Source organism: Rahnella sp. BIGb0236, assembly GCF_004364755.1.
In the GTDB taxonomy this organism is placed as follows: Bacteria; Pseudomonadota; Gammaproteobacteria; order Enterobacterales; family Enterobacteriaceae; genus Rahnella; species Rahnella victoriana.
Genome location: NZ_SOAO01000018.1, coordinates 1 through 15,825, shown reverse-complemented (window position 1 = coordinate 15,825; position 15,825 = coordinate 1). Strand labels below are relative to the sequence as shown.

Here is a 15,825-nt window from a genome sequence, read left to right as displayed (position 1 = left end):
ACCCAAGGCTCGAAACCTGAAATTCGGGAATCGCGCAGCGATGACATTTTGCGCCACTCACTGATGCACCAGAATATGTCCGTCGTGCCTGCGGTAGCGCGCAGTGAAAAGACGGGAGAGATCCAAGAGAGGCCCGTCCTGGCCTCTTTTGGGCGGTTTCGGCGCGAAAGACCGAGTGATAACCGCAATTGAGAAACCGAAATAATCTCGATCAAACCTTAGTGGTCAGCGAAAAGCGTAATTAAACAGCGCCCAGTTTATAAGCATCTTCCCCCCATCTCACCATCCCCGCCAGTAACTGCTTCAATAGCACCTGCAATTCAGCCGCCTTATCAGGCGCATAAGCAAACGGCTCAATCTCCTCCATATAATTCACCTGCGCCAGTTCAAGCTGTACGGCATGGATATTGTCATCCGGCTGACCGTAAGCGCGGGTGATATATCCGCCTTTAAAACGGCCATTGAGCACATGGCTGAAACGTGATTGTTGCTGGCAGGTTCTATCGAGGATTTCGCTCAGCGCCGGGGAACAGCTTGCGCCGCTATTGGTGCCCAGATTGAGATCCGGAAGCTGGCCGTCGAAAAGGCGCGGGATAACGGAGGCAATGGAATGCGCGTCGAAGAGCAATGCGTAACCGAATTCCTGCTTCATGCGTGCCAGTTCTGACCGGATTTTCTGATGATAGGGCTGCCAGATCTGTTCCAGATAAATCTTGCGCTGCGCAACGGTGGGGGTCATGCCGGGCTTAAAGGTGGCGCGTCCGTCGAATAATGTATCGGGATACAAACCGGTGGTGGCAGTGGTATACAGCGGTTTATCGTCAGCCGGACGGTTGAGGTCGATCACAAACCGCGAGTACTGACCCACCAGAATGCTGGCACCCAGTGAGCGGGCAAAATCATACAGCAGCGGGATATGCCAGTCGGTATCTGAAAGCGGCAGGGCGGCATCGCTGAGGCCGCTGGCGACTTCGGGCGTCAGGTGTGTGCCCGCATGGGGGATACTTATCAGCAGCGGCGCAGTGCCGGGAATAAACTGATACGGTTCAGCGATAACATTAGCGGCAGAAAGGCTCATGAACGGAACTCTCCTCGTACTTCTCCACGATAAACGACGGTGCAGGGCAACTGACCGCCCAGCCAGTAAACCAGTTCGGCAGGGCGCGACAGCGGCCAGTGAATGAAATCAGCGACTTTTCCCACTTCCAGCGTGCCATGCGTTTCCTGCAAACCCAGCGCCCGTGCGCCATGACAGGTGATCCCGGCCAGGGCTTCTTCCGGTGTCAGGCGGAACAAGGTACAGCCCATATTCAGCATCAGACGCAATGAAAGCGCCGGTGATGTGCCGGGGTTAGCGTCGCTGGCCAGTGCCATCGGGACCTGATGTTTACGGAATTCCTCAACCGGCGGACACTGCGTTTCCCGCAGTAAATAATAGGCGCCCGGCAGTAAAACGGCGACCGTGCCGCTGGCTGCCATCGCTTGTGCATCCTCTGCCGTGGCGTATTCCAGATGATCGGCTGACAGCGCGTGATGCCGTGCGGCCATGGCGCTGCCATGCAGGGACGAAAGCTGTTCGGCATGCAGTTTGACCGGCAAACCCAACGCCTGTGCGGCAGTAAAAACCCGTTCAACCTGTTCAGGCGAGAAAGCCAGATGTTCACAGAACGCATCCACCGCGTCGGCCAGGTTTTCACTGACGACCTGTGGCAGTAACGTTTCGCAAATCAGCGAAATGTAGTCATCGGCGCGACCTTTGTATTCCGGTGGCAGGGCGTGTGCGGCCAGACACGTGGATTTCACCTCTGCCGGCAGCATGCTGCCCAACCGGCGGATCACCCGCAGCATTTTCAGCTCACTTTCAATGCTCAGGCCGTAGCCGGATTTGATCTCCACACAGGTCACGCCTTCGGCCAGCAACGGTTGCAACCGGAACAACGCCTGTTTCAGCAACTCCTCTTCGCTCGCCTCGCGGGTGGCATTGACGGTGGATAAAATCCCGCCGCCTGCTGCGGCAATGTCGGCATAACTTACGCCGTTAAGGCGTTGCTCGAATTCCCCGCTGCGGTCACCCCCAAACACCAGATGTGTATGACAGTCGATAAATCCCGGCGTGATGATCCCGCCGTTAAATTCATGCTGAACAGCGTCCGCAAAATCAGGACATTCCGCCGCCGTGCCGGTCCAGACGATCTTCCCGTCCGATACCGCGATCGCGCCATTTTCAGTCAGGTTGTAATGCCCGTCCTGCATGGTCACCAGTGTGGCACCACGCCATACGCTGTCAGCGCGGGAAGGGGATTCGGGGGATAAATGAGGGGGCATTGCTACCGGCATGACAGGCTCCAGGCTGAATTCGTCTTGTATAGACAACTAAAGTCAACCTAACGCATAACCGTTAAACCAGCAAGGCGGCCTGCGATAGTTTTTTCTTATTACGAGACGTCTTCCAAAATTAAAACGAAGGGATAGCGGCCTGCGAAAGCCGCGTTTAAGGTAGGCCGGAAATCAGCCATGGCTGGTGAAACGTCCAAATAACTGGTAGCGGGAACCGGGATAAATCAGGCGCGCAGAGGTGACGACGCGGCTGCCACTCCAGGTCCGGCGGTGGATCAGGAGGCAAGGTTCATGCTCGTTAAGCTGCAACAATTCGCGCTGCTCATCGCTGGCGCTGATGGCCTCGACGCGATGTTCACCGGCGGTCAGCGGAGCCATTTCCATCAGATAGGTGTAAGGCGTCTGCTTATTCAACACCTGTTGCAGATAATCCGGTGCGGTTTCCGGGTTCACATAACGGTCTTCGATCTGTACCGGCACGTTGTTTTCGTAGTGAACAATTTGCGAGTAAAACATCATGGCACCGGTGGCAAGCCCCAGTTGCCGTGCCTGATCGGCATCGGCCAGCCGCGCTTCGCACACCAGAATATTGCTGTCATGGCGGTGACCGCGCCGGGCAATCTCATCGGCAATGTTGTGCACTTCCAGCATCGGCGTGTAGGCCTTGGCTTCGGCAACAAAGGTGCCGACCCCCTGCATGCGGATCAAAAAACCTTCGCTGGTCAGTTCGCGCAGGGCACGGTTGATGGTCATGCGGCTGACGCCAATTTCATTCACCAGCTCACTTTCAGAAGGCACGCGCTGATGCGGTTTCCAGACACCGGCGCGGATCTGACTGATGATCGCCTGCTTGACGCGCTGATAAATCGGCGCGGGCGTGTCGCTCATCGCCGCCGCCAGCTCGGACAATGTCTGCTGTGACACGTCCTGTTGCGCGGTACCAGTTGGCGAAAGGGGGGTGGACTCCGACATGTCTCTTACCTCACTCAATAAATTTCCAGACGTATTGGGATTGTTTGCCTGTCCGCCCGCCAGTTTCCTGCAGGGGAAATGAAACGGAAAGGGCGTGACGGAAAACTAATTTTATAAAAAAAGGGTTGTCGCAAGTTTACAGCGCAATCAGGCATATGTATATGTATAGACAAGTCGCTTAAAAGTTTTGCAATTGTTTCCATTAAATTGCGTTTATGTTTCTTCTTACTTGTTCAGGAAAGCTGTCATGCCTGCTTATTTTGCTTCACGCGCCTTACTGGCTAACGGCTGGGCGCACAATGTGCGTCTTGACGTTGATGCCGCCGGAATATTGACAGCGGTGACGCCCGGCGGAGAGGCTGAGGGGTGTCTGCGCCTTCAGGGGCCGGTGGTGCCGGGTATGCCCAACCTGCATTCTCACGCCTTTCAGCGGGTCATGGCAGGGCTGGCTGAAGTTGCCGGTAACCCGCAGGACAGCTTCTGGACGTGGCGGGATCTGATGTACCGCATGGTGCAGCGCCTGACGCCTGAACAGGTTGGCGTGATTGCCCGCCAGCTTTACATCGAAATGCTCAAAGGCGGCTATACGCAGGTGGCGGAATTCCACTATCTGCATAACGACATCAGCGGTCAGCCCTATGCGGATCGCGGTGAAATGACCGCGCAACTCAGTGACGCCGCCGCGCAGACCGGTATCGGCCTGACCTTGTTGCCGGTGCTGTACAGCTACGCCGGATTTGGTGCGCAGCCTGCACAGACCGGGCAAAAACGCTTTATTCAGGATACGGACAGCTACCTGCAACAGCAGGACATTATCCGCCAGCAACTGAACGGGAAAACGCTGCAAAATCAGGGATTGTGCTTCCATTCCCTGCGCGCCGTCACGCTGGAACAGATGCAAAATGTATTGCAGGCCGGTGACAAACACCTGCCGGTGCATATTCATATTGCCGAGCAACAGAAAGAAGTCAGCGACTGTCTGGGCTGGAGCGGGCAACGTCCGATCACCTGGCTGTATGACAATCTGGATATAGATGCGCGCTGGTGCCTGATCCACGCGACTCATGCCGACCGCTTTGAACTGGCGAGTATGGCAAACAGTGGCGCGGTCGCGGGCTTATGTCCGACGACGGAAGCCAATCTCGGCGACGGTATTTTCCCTGGTGTGGATTATCTGGCCCACGCGGGGCGCTGGGGGATCGGTTCTGACAGCCATGTTTCCCTGAACGTGGTGGAAGAACTGCGCTGGTTTGAATATGGCCAGCGTCTGCGCGACCAGCGGCGAAACAGACTGACCACATCAGCACAGCATTCTGTCGGCGACGTGCTGTATACGCAGGCATTGCAGGGCGGTGCACAAGCCTGCGGCGCGGCGATCGGCCAGTTAACGGCGGGTTATCGTGCCGACTGGCTGGTGCTCGACGGGCAGGATCCTTATCTGGCAGCGGCTAAAAACGGTGAGTTGCTCAACCGCTGGCTGTTTGCGGGACACGCCGGGCAGATCCGCGATGTGTATGTCGGGGGCATTCCGCGCATCGTCAATGGTCAGCATGAACAGCAGCAGGCAGCCGCCGCAGATTTCCTGACCCTTCTGAACCAGCTCGCGGAGAACGTCGCATGAAAGGCTGGCAGTATTTCTCCTTCAATACCCTGCCGGTCAGCCCGTGGCGTAACGGCGGCGGCGAAACCCGCGAAATCATCAGTTTTCCGCCGGGAAAAAGTGAGTTTGACTGGCGGGCGAGCATTGCCACGATTGCACAGGACGGCCGGTTCTCGGCGTTTCCCGGCATTGACCGTTCCATCACCTTACTGAGCGGTGAGGGCGTGCACTTACAGGCGAACCCTGACGTAAACCACAGGCTGGATACGACCGGTGAGCCGTTTGCATTCAGCGGGGATATCGCCCTCAGCGCGCGTCTGCTGGGCGGTGTGACGACCGATTTCAACATCATGACCCGCCGGGCATGCTGTGCCGCACAGGTCAAAGCGGCCAGAGAAGCCCTGCGTATCACCCGTGAAAACGGCGGTGTGGTTTATGTCATCAGTGGCGTATGGCGACTGCCGGATGGCACGGAAATCAGTGCGGGTGAGGGCGGATACTGGTCTGAACCCGCCACGCAGCAAGGAGAGGATTTTGTGAACCTCGTTCCCCTTTCGCATCCTGAACCCTGTCTGTTGTTGTGGGCCTCGATCACCGATTAACCCCGCGAGGAGATTGCGCTAAAACGGAGCGCATCACGCACTGCATTGATTCATCCGTGTCCGTCAAAACCGCCGCCGGAGGGAATGAAGGGCGTTAAAACGGCATCTGCCGGAACTGGCATAAAGCTTGCTTCGTTATGGCTGACTGACTTGTATAGACAAGACTATACAGTAAGGGGTCAGTCGCGTAATTTGCCTGCGGCATAGCTGCGCAACAGGCATTCCCCCAGACAGGTACTTTGGCAGGAGTGGCAGATGAGCAACATGATTTCCAGGGCTGTACTGAAACGTTCGTTGTCTTTGTTAGGGCTGGCCGTGACGCTGGGCAGTATCACTGTCAGCGCCGCGCAGGCGGCAGAGACGCCGGTGGCTATTGGTATTTCTGGCTGGACCGGTTTTGCACCGCTGACACTGGCGGATAAAGCCGGCATCTTCAAAAAGAATGGTCTCGACGTCACGCTCAAAATGGTGCCGCAACAGTCGCGTCATCTGGCGATTGCGTCGGGGTCATTGCAGTGTGCGGCGACCACAGTCGAAACCTATCTGACCTGGAATGCCAGCGGCGTGCCGATCAAACAGATCGTTCAGCTGGATAAATCTTACGGTGCAGACGGCATCGCCGTGCGCAACGGCATCAGCAAAATCACTGACCTGAAAGGCAAAACCATCAGCGTTGATGCGCCGGGCACCTCCTCCTACTTCCTGCTGGCGTGGATCCTCGATAAAAACGGCATGACGATGAAAGACGTCAAACTGGCCACGCTCGGGCCGGACGCCGCCGCGCATGCCTTTATTGCAGGGCAAAACGACGCGGCGGTGAGTTATGAGCCGTATCTGTCCAACATCCGCCAGAACCCTGACAAAGGCAAAATTCTCGCCACCACGCTTGATTATCCGATGGTGATGGACACGCTGGGCTGTACGCCTGACTGGCTGGATAAAAACCCGCAGGCCGCACAGGCACTGGTGAACAGCTACTTTGAAGCGCTGGATATGATCAAAAAGGACCCGGAGAAATCCAATGAAATCATGGGCGCGGCTGTGAAAGAAACCGGCAAACAGTTTGCCGAAGAATCCAGCTATCTGCGCTGGCAGGATCGCGAAGCCAACCAGAAATTCTTCAGCGGCGAAATTGTGACCTTCACCAGCGAGGCGGCCCGTTTGCTGACGGAGATGAAGATCCTGCGTAAAACGCCGGACATCAACAGCTTATATGACGCGAAATACGTGAAATAGCCATGAAGGATGCCGACATGAACAGTCCTGTTAGTCAGGCAGCAGAACCTCCCGTGACGACTCAGCCAGCCTTACGCGAGCCGGCCCCGTTGCCGGTAAGCAAAAAAGTCTGGCATAACCCGATGATGGTGCCTTTACGCCCGGTAGCCTCACGCCGCCGGTGGTTTCTCGGGTTCTGTTTCTTTGTGCTGTTTTTTGCTGTCTGGGCGCTGGTGACCTTTACCGGCCTGGTTTCTCCGACGTTTCTCGCCAGTCCGGCCAGCATGGTGCAGGAAGGCATCCTGCTGTTCACGGATTTCGACTTTACCACCGACATCGGGATGACGGTGATGCGCGTGCTGGGGGGCTTTATTCTGGCCTGCGCCATCGCCGTGCCGCTGGGGATCCTGATGGGGTCTTACAAACTGATCGAAGCGTTTTTCGAGCCGTTTGTGTCGTTCTGCCGTTATCTGCCTGCTTCGGCGTTTGTACCGTTGCTGATCCTGTGGGCGGGTATCGGTGAAATGCAGAAAATACTGGTGATTTTCATCGGTTCCTTCTTCCAGATCACACTGATGGTCGCAGTGACTGTGGGGGCTGCGCGACGTGATCTGGTGGAAGCGGCCTATACCCTGGGGGCAACCAATCAGAGCGTTGTGCGCCGGGTGATTATTCCCGGTGCCGCACCGGAAATTGCTGAGTTACTGCGTCTGGTGCTCGGCTGGGCGTGGACATACGTCATCGTTGCGGAACTTATCGGTTCATCGAGCGGTATCGGCCACATGATCGTCAACAGCCAGGCACTGCTCAATACCGGTCAAATGATCTTCGGCATTATCGTGATTGGTTGCATCGGGTTGCTTTCCGATGTGTTGTTTAAAACGGCCAACCGTCGCCTGTTTGTGTGGAGTGCCCAGTGATGAGCCATCCGAAACTGAGTGTCCGGCAGGTTGAACGTATTTTTACCGGCCCGAAAGGGGAAAAAACCCAGGCGCTGTTACCGGTGGATTATCGGGTGGATGAAAACGATTTTGTGACCATTCTCGGCCCCTCCGGCTGCGGTAAATCGACGTTGCTGCGGATCGTTGCAGGGCTGGATCAGCCGACGCGAGGTGAGGTCTGGCTCGATGGCGACCTGGTTGACGGCCCAGGAGCCGATCGCGGCATGGTCTTTCAGAGTTACACCTTATTCCCGTGGCTGACAGTCGAACAAAACATTCGTTTCGGTTTGCAGGAACGGGGCATCAGCAAAGCGGCGCAAAAGGAGCGCAGCGACTACTTTATTAATAAGGTCGGATTGCGCGGGTTTGAGCAGCACTTTCCGCGTCAGCTTTCCGGCGGTATGCAACAGCGTACCGCCATCGCCCGCGCACTGGCGAATGACCCAAAAATTTTGCTGATGGATGAGCCCTTTGGCGCACTCGATAACCAGACCCGCGTCATGATGCAGGAATTGCTGCTGTCGATTTGGGAATCCTCACGCAAGACCGTGCTGTTTGTGACGCACGATATTGATGAAGCGATTTTCATGGCAAACAAGGTGGCGATTTTCAGTGCCCGTCCGGGGCGGATTAAAACGGAAGTGGCGGTGAATTTTCCGCATCCGCGTGATTACACGCTTAAAACCTCGCCCGAATTTATGGCGCTGAAAGCGCATGTCACAGAAGAGATTCGTACCGAAACGATGCAGGCGATAGATCACTGATTTATCCCGACATGGTTTTTATGCATAAACACCCGGCGGGCTGTGTCCTTAGCCGGGTTTACTTCCGGTTTCACTTGTCTATACAGGAATAGATTATGGCTTCTTCAACCACTGAGTTATCCCTTTGCCGCCTGCAACCCGGTCATGTTGACCTGCCGATGCTGCGCAAGATTTATCAGGGCAATGTCCGCCTTGAACTGGCTGAGGAGGCGCGGGCTGGCGTGCTGGCATCGCAGGAAACGGTAACCCGTATTGTGGAGTCCGGGAAAGTGGTGTACGGCATTAACACCGGTTTCGGCAAGCTGGCTCAGACGCGCATTCCTGCGGAGCGGCTGGCAGAGCTGCAACGCAATCTGGTGCTGTCGCACAGCGTGGGTATCGGCAAGGATCTGGCGGATAACGTGGTGCGTCTGGTGATGGCGACCAAAGTGCTGAGCTTGTCACGCGGGCATTCCGGTATCCGCATTGAGGTGATTGATGCGCTGATCGCCTTGTTCAATGCCGGTGTGTATCCGTGCATTCCTGAGAAAGGCTCGGTCGGTGCCTCCGGCGATCTGGCACCGCTGGCGCACCTTTCGCTGATGCTGATTGGTGAAGGTCAGGTGACGGCCAAAGGCGAAAAAATGGCCGCCGCCGACGGGCTGGCGATTGTCGGGCTGACGCCGTTCGAGCTGGGACCGAAGGAGGGGCTGGCGTTGCTCAACGGCACGCAGGTGTCAACCTCGCTGGCGCTGTCCGGCCTGTTTGAAGCCGAACGGGTATTTTCTGCCGGACTGGTGGCGGGCGCATTATCGCTGGAAGCGATCAAAGGGTCGGTTAAGCCCCTGGACGCACGCATTCACGAGGCACGCGGTCAGCAAGGGCAGATGGCCGTGGCAGCGGCACTGACTGAGATCCTGGCCGGCAGTGGCATTGTCACGTCTCATGCAGAATGTGGTCGTGTGCAGGATCCGTATTCCATCCGCTGTGTCCCGCAGGTGATGGGTGCCTGTCTGGATAACCTGCATCACGCCGCCCGCATTTTGCGCATTGAAGCTAATGCCGCATCTGATAATCCGCTGGTGTTTGCCGAAAACGGCGATGTGATTTCCGGCGGTAACTTCCACGCCGAACCGGTGGCATTCGCTGCTGACATTATCGCGCTGGCGGTGGCTGAAATCGGTGCGATTTCAGAGCGCCGCATGGCGTTGCTGCTCGATACCGGTCTTTCAGGCTTACCTGCGTTTCTGGTCAATGACGGCGGGGTGAATTCCGGATTTATGATCGCGCAGGTGACGGCGGCCGCACTGGCCTCCGAAAACAAATCACTGGCACATCCGGGCAGCGTGGACAGCCTGCCGACCTCGGCGAATCAGGAAGATCACGTCTCCATGGCCACGTATGCAGCCCGCCGTCTGGGTGATATGTGCTTCAACACCAGCGTCGTGGTGGGTATCGAAGCCATGGCCGCCGCGCAAGGCATTGATTTCCATCGTCCGCTGCAAAGCTCCCCGACGCTGGAAAATGAGATGAAAGCCATCCGCGAAAACGTGGCATTCCTTGAAAAAGACCGCCTGATGGCACCGGACGTCGAGATGATGCGTCTCTGGGCTTCCCGCGAACACTGGCCGGCGGCCATCGAAGCGCTGCTGCCCGGTTTTGCCTGATTTCATTCTGAATTGATATAAGGATACGACGATGAACGCTCCACAAAAAACCGCGGTTGCCCGCGTTGTCCGTGCGCCTCATGGCACAGCACTGAGCTGCCAGAACTGGCTGATTGAAGCGGCGTACCGCATGATCCAAAACAATCTCGATCCGGATGTCGCCGAGCGCCCGGAAGATCTGGTGGTGTATGGCGGCATCGGCAAAGCCGCACGTAACTGGCCTGCCTTTGAAGCCATTCTGACCAGCCTGCGCGCGCTGCGAGAAGACGAAACCTTGCTGGTGCAGTCCGGTAAGCCGGTAGGCGTTTTCCGCACCCACACCGACGCGCCGCGCGTGCTGATCGCCAACTCCAATATTGTGCCGCACTGGGCAAACTGGGATCACTTTCATGAGCTGGATAAAGCCGGTCTGATGATGTACGGCCAGATGACCGCCGGTTCCTGGATTTACATCGGTGCGCAGGGCATCGTGCAGGGCACTTACGAAACTTTCGCGGAGGCGGGGCGTCAGCATTATGACAGCAATCTGCGCGGCAGGTGGATCCTGACGGCCGGTCTGGGCGGGATGGGCGGGGCTCAGCCGCTGGCGGGCGTGCTGGCCGGGGCCTGTGTGCTGGCCATTGAATGTCAGGAATCGCGTATTGATTTTCGTCTGCGCACCCGTTATCTCGATTACAAAGCGCACAGCATTGATGAAGCGCTGACCATGATCGAAAAAGCGTGCGCAGAGAAGAAAGCCATTTCAGTGGGGCTGCTGGGCAATGCCGCTGAACTGATGCCGCAACTGGTCGCCCGTGCCAAAGAAGGCGGTCTGCGACCAGATATCGTCACTGACCAGACATCGGCCCACGACCCGCTGAACGGCTATCTGCCGGAAGGCTGGAGCCTCGAAAAATGGCAGGATGCGCGGCAGTCTGATCCGCAGTCGGTGGTAAAAGCCGCGCGGGCGTCGATGGCGAAACACGTTCAGGCGATGCTGGATTTCCATGCGATGGGTATCCCGACAGTGGATTACGGCAATAACATCCGACAGGTTGCCAAAGATGAAGGGGTGACGAATGCCTTTGATTTTCCGGGTTTTGTGCCTGCTTATATCCGTCCGCTGTTCTGCGAAGGTAAAGGCCCGTTCCGCTGGGTGGCGCTCTCCGGCGACCCGGAGGATATCTATAAAACCGACGCCAAACTGAAAGAACTGTTCCCGGATAACGCGAATCTGATCAACTGGCTGGACATGGCGCGCGAACGTATTGCTTTCCAGGGATTACCGGCACGTATCTGCTGGCTGGGGCTGGGCGAGCGTCATCTTGCCGGGCTGGCATTCAATGAAATGGTGCGCAACGGCGAGCTGAAAGCGCCGGTGGTGATTGGCCGTGATCATCTGGATACCGGCTCTGTGGCTTCCCCGAACCGTGAAACCGAAGCCATGAAAGACGGCTCCGACGCGGTGTCCGACTGGCCACTGCTCAATGCCTTGCTCAACACCGCAGGCGGCGCGACGTGGGTCAGCCTGCATCATGGCGGCGGCGTCGGGATGGGCTTTTCACAGCATGCAGGCATGGTGATTGTGGCGGACGGCACGCCCGAAGCCGATGCCCGCCTTGAACGCGTGCTGTGGAACGATCCGGCCACCGGCGTGATGCGCCATGCCGATGCGGGGTATGATCAGGCGCAGGCGTGTGCAGAACGGAATCATTTGAATCTGCCGATGATCTGACTTGCCTTAGGTGTGGCTTATCGCTGCGTGTCTGTTATGGCCTAAGGATCTGTTTCCTTATCGGCAACCGAGAAACTCCCTCCCCTGCGAAGGGGAGGGTTGGGGTGGGGTATTAAAGTAAAATCAATGAGTTGAAGTTTACCTTGACAAGGTGTTAGCCCTTAAAACCCCCTCCCAACCTCCCTCTTCGCAGGGGGAGGAGCAAAGATGAAAAACAATCTGCCGTTGATTTTAAGATCGTGCGGGCGATTCAGAAATCTTGCTGAACGGAGCGGCCTGGAGACCTAAGGCTCCAGGATCGAGAGAAGGAACCGCGCAGCGGCAAGATTTCCAGCCTGTCGCTGTGGTACCTGAAACATGGCCAGCAAGCGATAGCGCGCAGTTAAAAAACGCAGGATTCCAAAGGGTTTCGTTTAAAACCCTTTGCGCCCGTTTGGGCGGCGAGCCCAAGCATCTGGCCAGTTCGGCTGGCAATCCCACGAAAAATTTCTCTTGTCCAGCTTTGTAAGCTGGTGTCAAATCAGATGATTAGCGTCCTGCGGGTAAGCCCGTTAAATAAAGGAAATCATATGACCCAGACCCTCCGCGTTGGCCTTGTTGGCTATGGTTTTGCCAGCAAAACCTTCCATTCTCCCCTGATTGATGGCACCCCCGGCCTTGAACTGGCGGTCGTGTCCAGCAGCGATGCGGGCAAAGTTCATGCCGACTGGCCCCATGTTGCAGTGGTTGATTCGCCGGAAAAACTGTTCGCTGATGCGTCCATTGATCTGGTGGTGATCCCGACCCCGAACACCACCCATTTCCCGCTGGCGAAGCTGGCGCTGGAAGCCGGTAAGCACGTTATCGTCGATAAGCCCTTCACCGTGACACTGGAAGAGGCCCGCGAGCTGGATGTGCTGGCGCGTGAGAAAGGCAAAGTGCTGTCGGTCTTCCATAACCGTCGCTGGGATTCGGATTTCCTTACGGTTAAGGCGCTGATCAACGAAGGCGCGCTGGGCGATATCGTTTATTTCGAATCTCATTATGACCGTTACAAGCCGCAGGTGATGCAACGCTGGCGTGAAAGTGATGCGCCGGGCAGCGGCATCTGGTTCGATTTAGGTTCGCATCTGCTGGATCAGGCGCTGCAATTGTTCGGCACGCCGGATACGTTGCAGGCAGATCTGGCGGTGCTGCGTCCGGGCGGCAAAGCGGTGGATTATTTCAACGCCGTGCTGACCTATCCGCGGCGTCGCGTGGTGCTGCACAGCACCGTGTATGCGGTGGCGGAAACGGCACGCTTTATCGTGCAGGGCGAAAAGGGCAGCTACGTGAAGTTTGGGCTGGATCCGCAGGAAGATCGTCTGAAAGCCGGAGAGCGTTTGCCTCAGCCGGACTGGGGCTTCGACAAGCGCGACGGTGTGATTACGCTGAGCCATGACGGCGTGCTGGCCGAGAAATCCCTGCTGACCATTCCGGGTGATTATCCGGCTTATTACGCCGGTGTGCGTGATGCGATTAACGGACAGGGCGACAATCCGGTCCCTGCCGCTGATGCGATCCGCGTGATGGAAATGCTCGAACTGGGGATGCAGTCCTCGGAACAACAGGCGACACTGAAAGTCATCAAGAACTAACACGTCGTCTACGCTTTTAAGATGTCACCACGGTGGCATCTTTCTTTTTCGTTTGTTATTCACTTTGCAAGGAAGGTTCATGTCCTGGTTACAACGTCTGAAAATTGACAAGTTTTTGCTGATTCTGGTGTGTGTGGTGGTGATTGCGTCATTCTTTCCGTGTGAAGGGATTTATAAAACCCTCTTCGGCTACCTGACCACCGCCGCCATTGCGCTGCTGTTCTTTATGCACGGCGCGAAGCTTTCGCGTGAAGCGATCATGGCGGGGATCAGCCACTGGCGGCTGCACGTGGTGGTGTTCCTCAGCACCTTCGCGCTGTTCCCGCTGTTGGGGCTGGGCATGAAATGGCTGGTGCCGGTGGGCATTCTGACGCCGACGTTGTACTACGGTTTCCTGTATCTCTGCGCACTGCCCGCTACCGTGCAGTCGGCGATCGCCTATACCTCTGTGGCGGGCGGCAACATTCCGGCAGCGATTTGCAGCGCGTCCGCATCCAGCATTCTGGGCGTGTTTCTGTCGCCGGTGCTGGTCGGACTGCTGATGCACACGCAGGGCGGCACCAGCGACACCCTGCACGCGATTGGCTCCATCGTATTGCAACTGATGGTGCCATTTATTATCGGGCATCTTTGCCGTCCGCTGATCGGCGCATGGGTGCAACGTCATAAAAAAATCGTTAACGTCACTGACCGTTCATCGATTCTGCTGGTGGTGTATGTCGCGTTCAGCGAGGCGGTGGTGCAGGGGATCTGGCATCAGATCAACGGCTGGTCGCTGCTGGCGATCCTCGGTTGTTCCATTGTTTTGCTGACCATCGTGCTGGTAATCAATACCTACGTGGCGCGTCTGTTTGGTTTTAATACCAAAGACGAAATCACCATCGTGTTCTGCGGTTCGAAGAAAAGTCTGGCGAACGGTATTCCGATGGCGAACGTGCTGTTCCCGGCGGCGGCTGTGGGCGCGATGGTGTTACCACTGATGATTTTCCATCAGATCCAGCTGATGGTCTGCGCGGTGCTGGCCTCGCGTTATGCCAAACGTGTGGCGCGTGAAGAAGCGGCGGCGCTGGTGAAAAAAGAAGAAGTCAAAACCGTGTAAACCACGGCGGAAAAAGAAAAGGGCGGAGAGTTTATCCCGCCCTTTTTTATGGTCTGAGAAACGGTTATGCGGACACTTTGTCGCGGATCGCCTGCTTTTCAGCTTCGGTCAGGAATGCCATGGTCAGGCCGTTTTCCTGTGCTTTGCGGATTTCGTTCTGCGTCAGACCGGCTGCCGGGGCGGCAACAAGATATTCGTTAGCAATCTCAATGCCCTGAACCGCCGGGTCATCGGTATTGATAGATGCCAGCACGCCGTGGCGCAGGAAAGTCGCCAGCGGATGTTGTTCAAACGACGCGACGGTGCTGGTCTGAATGTTAGAGGTCAGGCAGGATTCGATACCAATCTGATGCTTCGCCAGGAAATCCATCAGTGCAGGATCCTGTGCGGCTTTCACGCCATGACCGATGCGCTCAGCGCCCAGTTCACGGATCGCCTGCCAGATGCTTTCCGGCCCTGCGGCTTCACCGGCATGGACGGTTATCCGCCAGCCTGCGTCACGCGCACGGTTAAAGTGGCTGAGGAACAGGCTGCCCGGGAAGCCCAGTTCATCACCGGCCAGATCGAGCGCGGTAATGCCGTCGCGGTGCGCCAGCAATCCTTCCAGTTCCTGCAGGCAGGCATCTTCCCCAAAGGTACGGCTCAGAATGCCGATCAGGCGCACATCGATATCATGATTCTGCTGACCTTCGCGGATCCCTTCGATCACGGCTTCCACCACGCCTGCCACCGGCAGTTTGTGGTTCATCGCCATGTAATACGGGGAGAAACGCAGTTCGGTATAGTGCAGACCGGCCTTCGCCGCATCTTCGACGTTTTCTTTAGCAATACGGCGGCAGGCATCGAGATCGCCCAGCACCTTGACCCCCCAGTCGAGTTTCTGCAGAAAACTCACCAGATCCGGTTCGGTATGCATCACCTGCACGTGGGGACGCAGGGCTTCAAGTTCGTTAGCAGGCAGGGACAGAGTAAACTGACGGCCTAAATCGAGAATGGTTTGAGCGCGGATGTTGCCATCAAGGTGGCGGTGAATATCGGTCAGGGGAAGGCGTGTGTCGATCATGGTGTGCACTCATTATTATTGAAATGTGCGGGGCATTATAACTGTATTTAGTTGCGCAACAAGAAGGGTTTTGAATTTGCTCCCTCCCCTGCGAAGGGGAGGGTTGGGGTGGGGTATTAAAGAAATATCAGGAGGTTGAAGTGTTCATTGACCGGGTGTTTGCCCTTAAAACCCCCTCCCAACCTTGTATGTTCATTTCAATGATTGATTTACGTCGTTGATCATTGAAATCTCTTTCAAGCATCTATTATTTTAA

At 56.6% G+C, this 15,825-nt stretch carries 13 protein-coding genes; 9 read left to right on the top strand and 4 right to left on the bottom strand.

Annotation, left to right across the window (positions count from 1 at the left end; translation table 11 throughout):
- Positions 1 to 241 precede the first annotated feature (241 nt).
- From hutG to hutC, 3 genes are all read right to left on the bottom strand, one after another.
- Positions 242 to 1,078, bottom strand: a complete 837-nt coding sequence (gene hutG, locus EDF78_RS23550) for an N-formylglutamate deformylase (RefSeq protein WP_133824015.1) — start codon at positions 1,076 to 1,078, stop codon at positions 242 to 244.
- The gene (gene hutI, locus EDF78_RS23545) at positions 1,075 to 2,337 is read right to left on the bottom strand and encodes an imidazolonepropionase (RefSeq protein WP_133824014.1); all 1,263 of its coding nucleotides are present in this window, start codon (positions 2,335 to 2,337) and stop codon (positions 1,075 to 1,077) included. The genes hutG and hutI overlap by 4 nt, the downstream gene beginning before the upstream one ends.
- Before the next feature lie 171 nt (positions 2,338 to 2,508).
- Positions 2,509 to 3,309, bottom strand: coding sequence for a histidine utilization repressor (gene hutC / locus EDF78_RS23540; RefSeq protein ID WP_095922086.1), 801 nt, complete (start codon positions 3,307 to 3,309; stop codon positions 2,509 to 2,511).
- A 247-nt stretch (positions 3,310 to 3,556) separates the two neighbouring features.
- On the opposite strand from hutC, the gene EDF78_RS23535 reads away from it, so the two are divergent.
- From EDF78_RS23535 to EDF78_RS23495, 9 genes are all read left to right on the top strand, one after another.
- Positions 3,557 to 4,930 carry a formimidoylglutamate deiminase gene (locus EDF78_RS23535; RefSeq protein ID WP_119826116.1) on the top strand — a complete coding sequence of 458 codons (1,374 nt, stop codon included), beginning with the start codon at positions 3,557 to 3,559 and terminating at the stop codon, positions 4,928 to 4,930.
- Positions 4,927 to 5,511, top strand: a complete 585-nt coding sequence (locus tag EDF78_RS23530) for a HutD family protein (protein WP_119826114.1) — start codon at positions 4,927 to 4,929, stop codon at positions 5,509 to 5,511. The genes EDF78_RS23535 and EDF78_RS23530 overlap by 4 nt, the downstream gene beginning before the upstream one ends.
- Before the next feature lie 255 nt (positions 5,512 to 5,766).
- Positions 5,767 to 6,747 carry an ABC transporter substrate-binding protein gene (locus EDF78_RS23525; protein ID WP_119826112.1) on the top strand — a complete coding sequence of 327 codons (981 nt, stop codon included), beginning with the start codon at positions 5,767 to 5,769 and terminating at the stop codon, positions 6,745 to 6,747.
- 17 nt (positions 6,748 to 6,764) lie between these two features.
- The gene (locus EDF78_RS23520) at positions 6,765 to 7,646 is read left to right on the top strand and encodes an ABC transporter permease (RefSeq protein WP_133824013.1); all 882 of its coding nucleotides are present in this window, start codon (positions 6,765 to 6,767) and stop codon (positions 7,644 to 7,646) included.
- Complete coding sequence (locus tag EDF78_RS23515) at positions 7,646 to 8,431, top strand: ABC transporter ATP-binding protein (protein WP_119826108.1); 786 nt, start codon at positions 7,646 to 7,648, stop codon at positions 8,429 to 8,431. The genes EDF78_RS23520 and EDF78_RS23515 overlap by 1 nt, the downstream gene beginning before the upstream one ends.
- Before the next feature lie 95 nt (positions 8,432 to 8,526).
- On the top strand, positions 8,527 to 10,077 hold the full coding sequence (hutH, locus tag EDF78_RS23510) for a histidine ammonia-lyase (RefSeq protein WP_119826106.1): 1,551 nt from the start codon (positions 8,527 to 8,529) through the stop codon (positions 10,075 to 10,077).
- A 31-nt stretch (positions 10,078 to 10,108) separates the two neighbouring features.
- A complete protein-coding gene (hutU, locus tag EDF78_RS23505; RefSeq protein WP_119826104.1) occupies positions 10,109 to 11,791 on the top strand; it encodes a urocanate hydratase in 1,683 nt (560 codons plus the stop codon).
- Between the two features lie 569 nt (positions 11,792 to 12,360).
- A complete protein-coding gene (locus tag EDF78_RS23500) occupies positions 12,361 to 13,407 on the top strand; it encodes an oxidoreductase (protein ID WP_133824012.1) in 1,047 nt (348 codons plus the stop codon).
- A 79-nt stretch (positions 13,408 to 13,486) separates the two neighbouring features.
- On the top strand, positions 13,487 to 14,506 hold the full coding sequence (locus tag EDF78_RS23495) for a bile acid:sodium symporter family protein (protein WP_119826100.1): 1,020 nt from the start codon (positions 13,487 to 13,489) through the stop codon (positions 14,504 to 14,506).
- Between the two features lie 64 nt (positions 14,507 to 14,570).
- Here EDF78_RS23495 and add read toward each other — a convergent pair whose 3' ends face one another.
- Positions 14,571 to 15,569 (bottom strand): adenosine deaminase, encoded by a 999-nt coding sequence (gene add / locus EDF78_RS23490; RefSeq protein WP_133824011.1) that lies wholly within the window; start codon positions 15,567 to 15,569, stop codon positions 14,571 to 14,573.
- Positions 15,570 to 15,825: the final 256 nt, after the last annotated feature.

What these genes read in the sequence shown, in the direction of transcription:
- EDF78_RS23525 (WP_119826112.1), top strand. Translation starts at nt 5,767, where the DNA reads ATGAGCAACATGATTTCCAGGGCTGTACTGAAACGTTCGTTGTCTTTG.
- EDF78_RS23530 (WP_119826114.1), top strand. Translation starts at nt 4,927, where the DNA reads ATGAAAGGCTGGCAGTATTTCTCCTTCAATACCCTGCCGGTCAGCCCG.
- hutH (WP_119826106.1), top strand. Translation starts at nt 8,527, where the DNA reads ATGGCTTCTTCAACCACTGAGTTATCCCTTTGCCGCCTGCAACCCGGT.
- EDF78_RS23495 (WP_119826100.1), top strand. Translation starts at nt 13,487, where the DNA reads ATGTCCTGGTTACAACGTCTGAAAATTGACAAGTTTTTGCTGATTCTG.
- EDF78_RS23515 (WP_119826108.1), top strand. Translation starts at nt 7,646, where the DNA reads ATGAGCCATCCGAAACTGAGTGTCCGGCAGGTTGAACGTATTTTTACC.
- EDF78_RS23500 (WP_133824012.1), top strand. Translation starts at nt 12,361, where the DNA reads ATGACCCAGACCCTCCGCGTTGGCCTTGTTGGCTATGGTTTTGCCAGC.
- hutU (WP_119826104.1), top strand. Translation starts at nt 10,109, where the DNA reads ATGAACGCTCCACAAAAAACCGCGGTTGCCCGCGTTGTCCGTGCGCCT.
- hutI (WP_133824014.1), bottom strand. Translation starts at nt 2,337, where the DNA reads ATGCCGGTAGCAATGCCCCCTCATTTATCCCCCGAATCCCCTTCCCGC.
- hutG (WP_133824015.1), bottom strand. Translation starts at nt 1,078, where the DNA reads ATGAGCCTTTCTGCCGCTAATGTTATCGCTGAACCGTATCAGTTTATT.
- EDF78_RS23520 (WP_133824013.1), top strand. Translation starts at nt 6,765, where the DNA reads ATGAACAGTCCTGTTAGTCAGGCAGCAGAACCTCCCGTGACGACTCAG.
- EDF78_RS23535 (WP_119826116.1), top strand. Translation starts at nt 3,557, where the DNA reads ATGCCTGCTTATTTTGCTTCACGCGCCTTACTGGCTAACGGCTGGGCG.
- add (WP_133824011.1), bottom strand. Translation starts at nt 15,569, where the DNA reads ATGATCGACACACGCCTTCCCCTGACCGATATTCACCGCCACCTTGAT.
- hutC (WP_095922086.1), bottom strand. Translation starts at nt 3,309, where the DNA reads ATGTCGGAGTCCACCCCCCTTTCGCCAACTGGTACCGCGCAACAGGAC.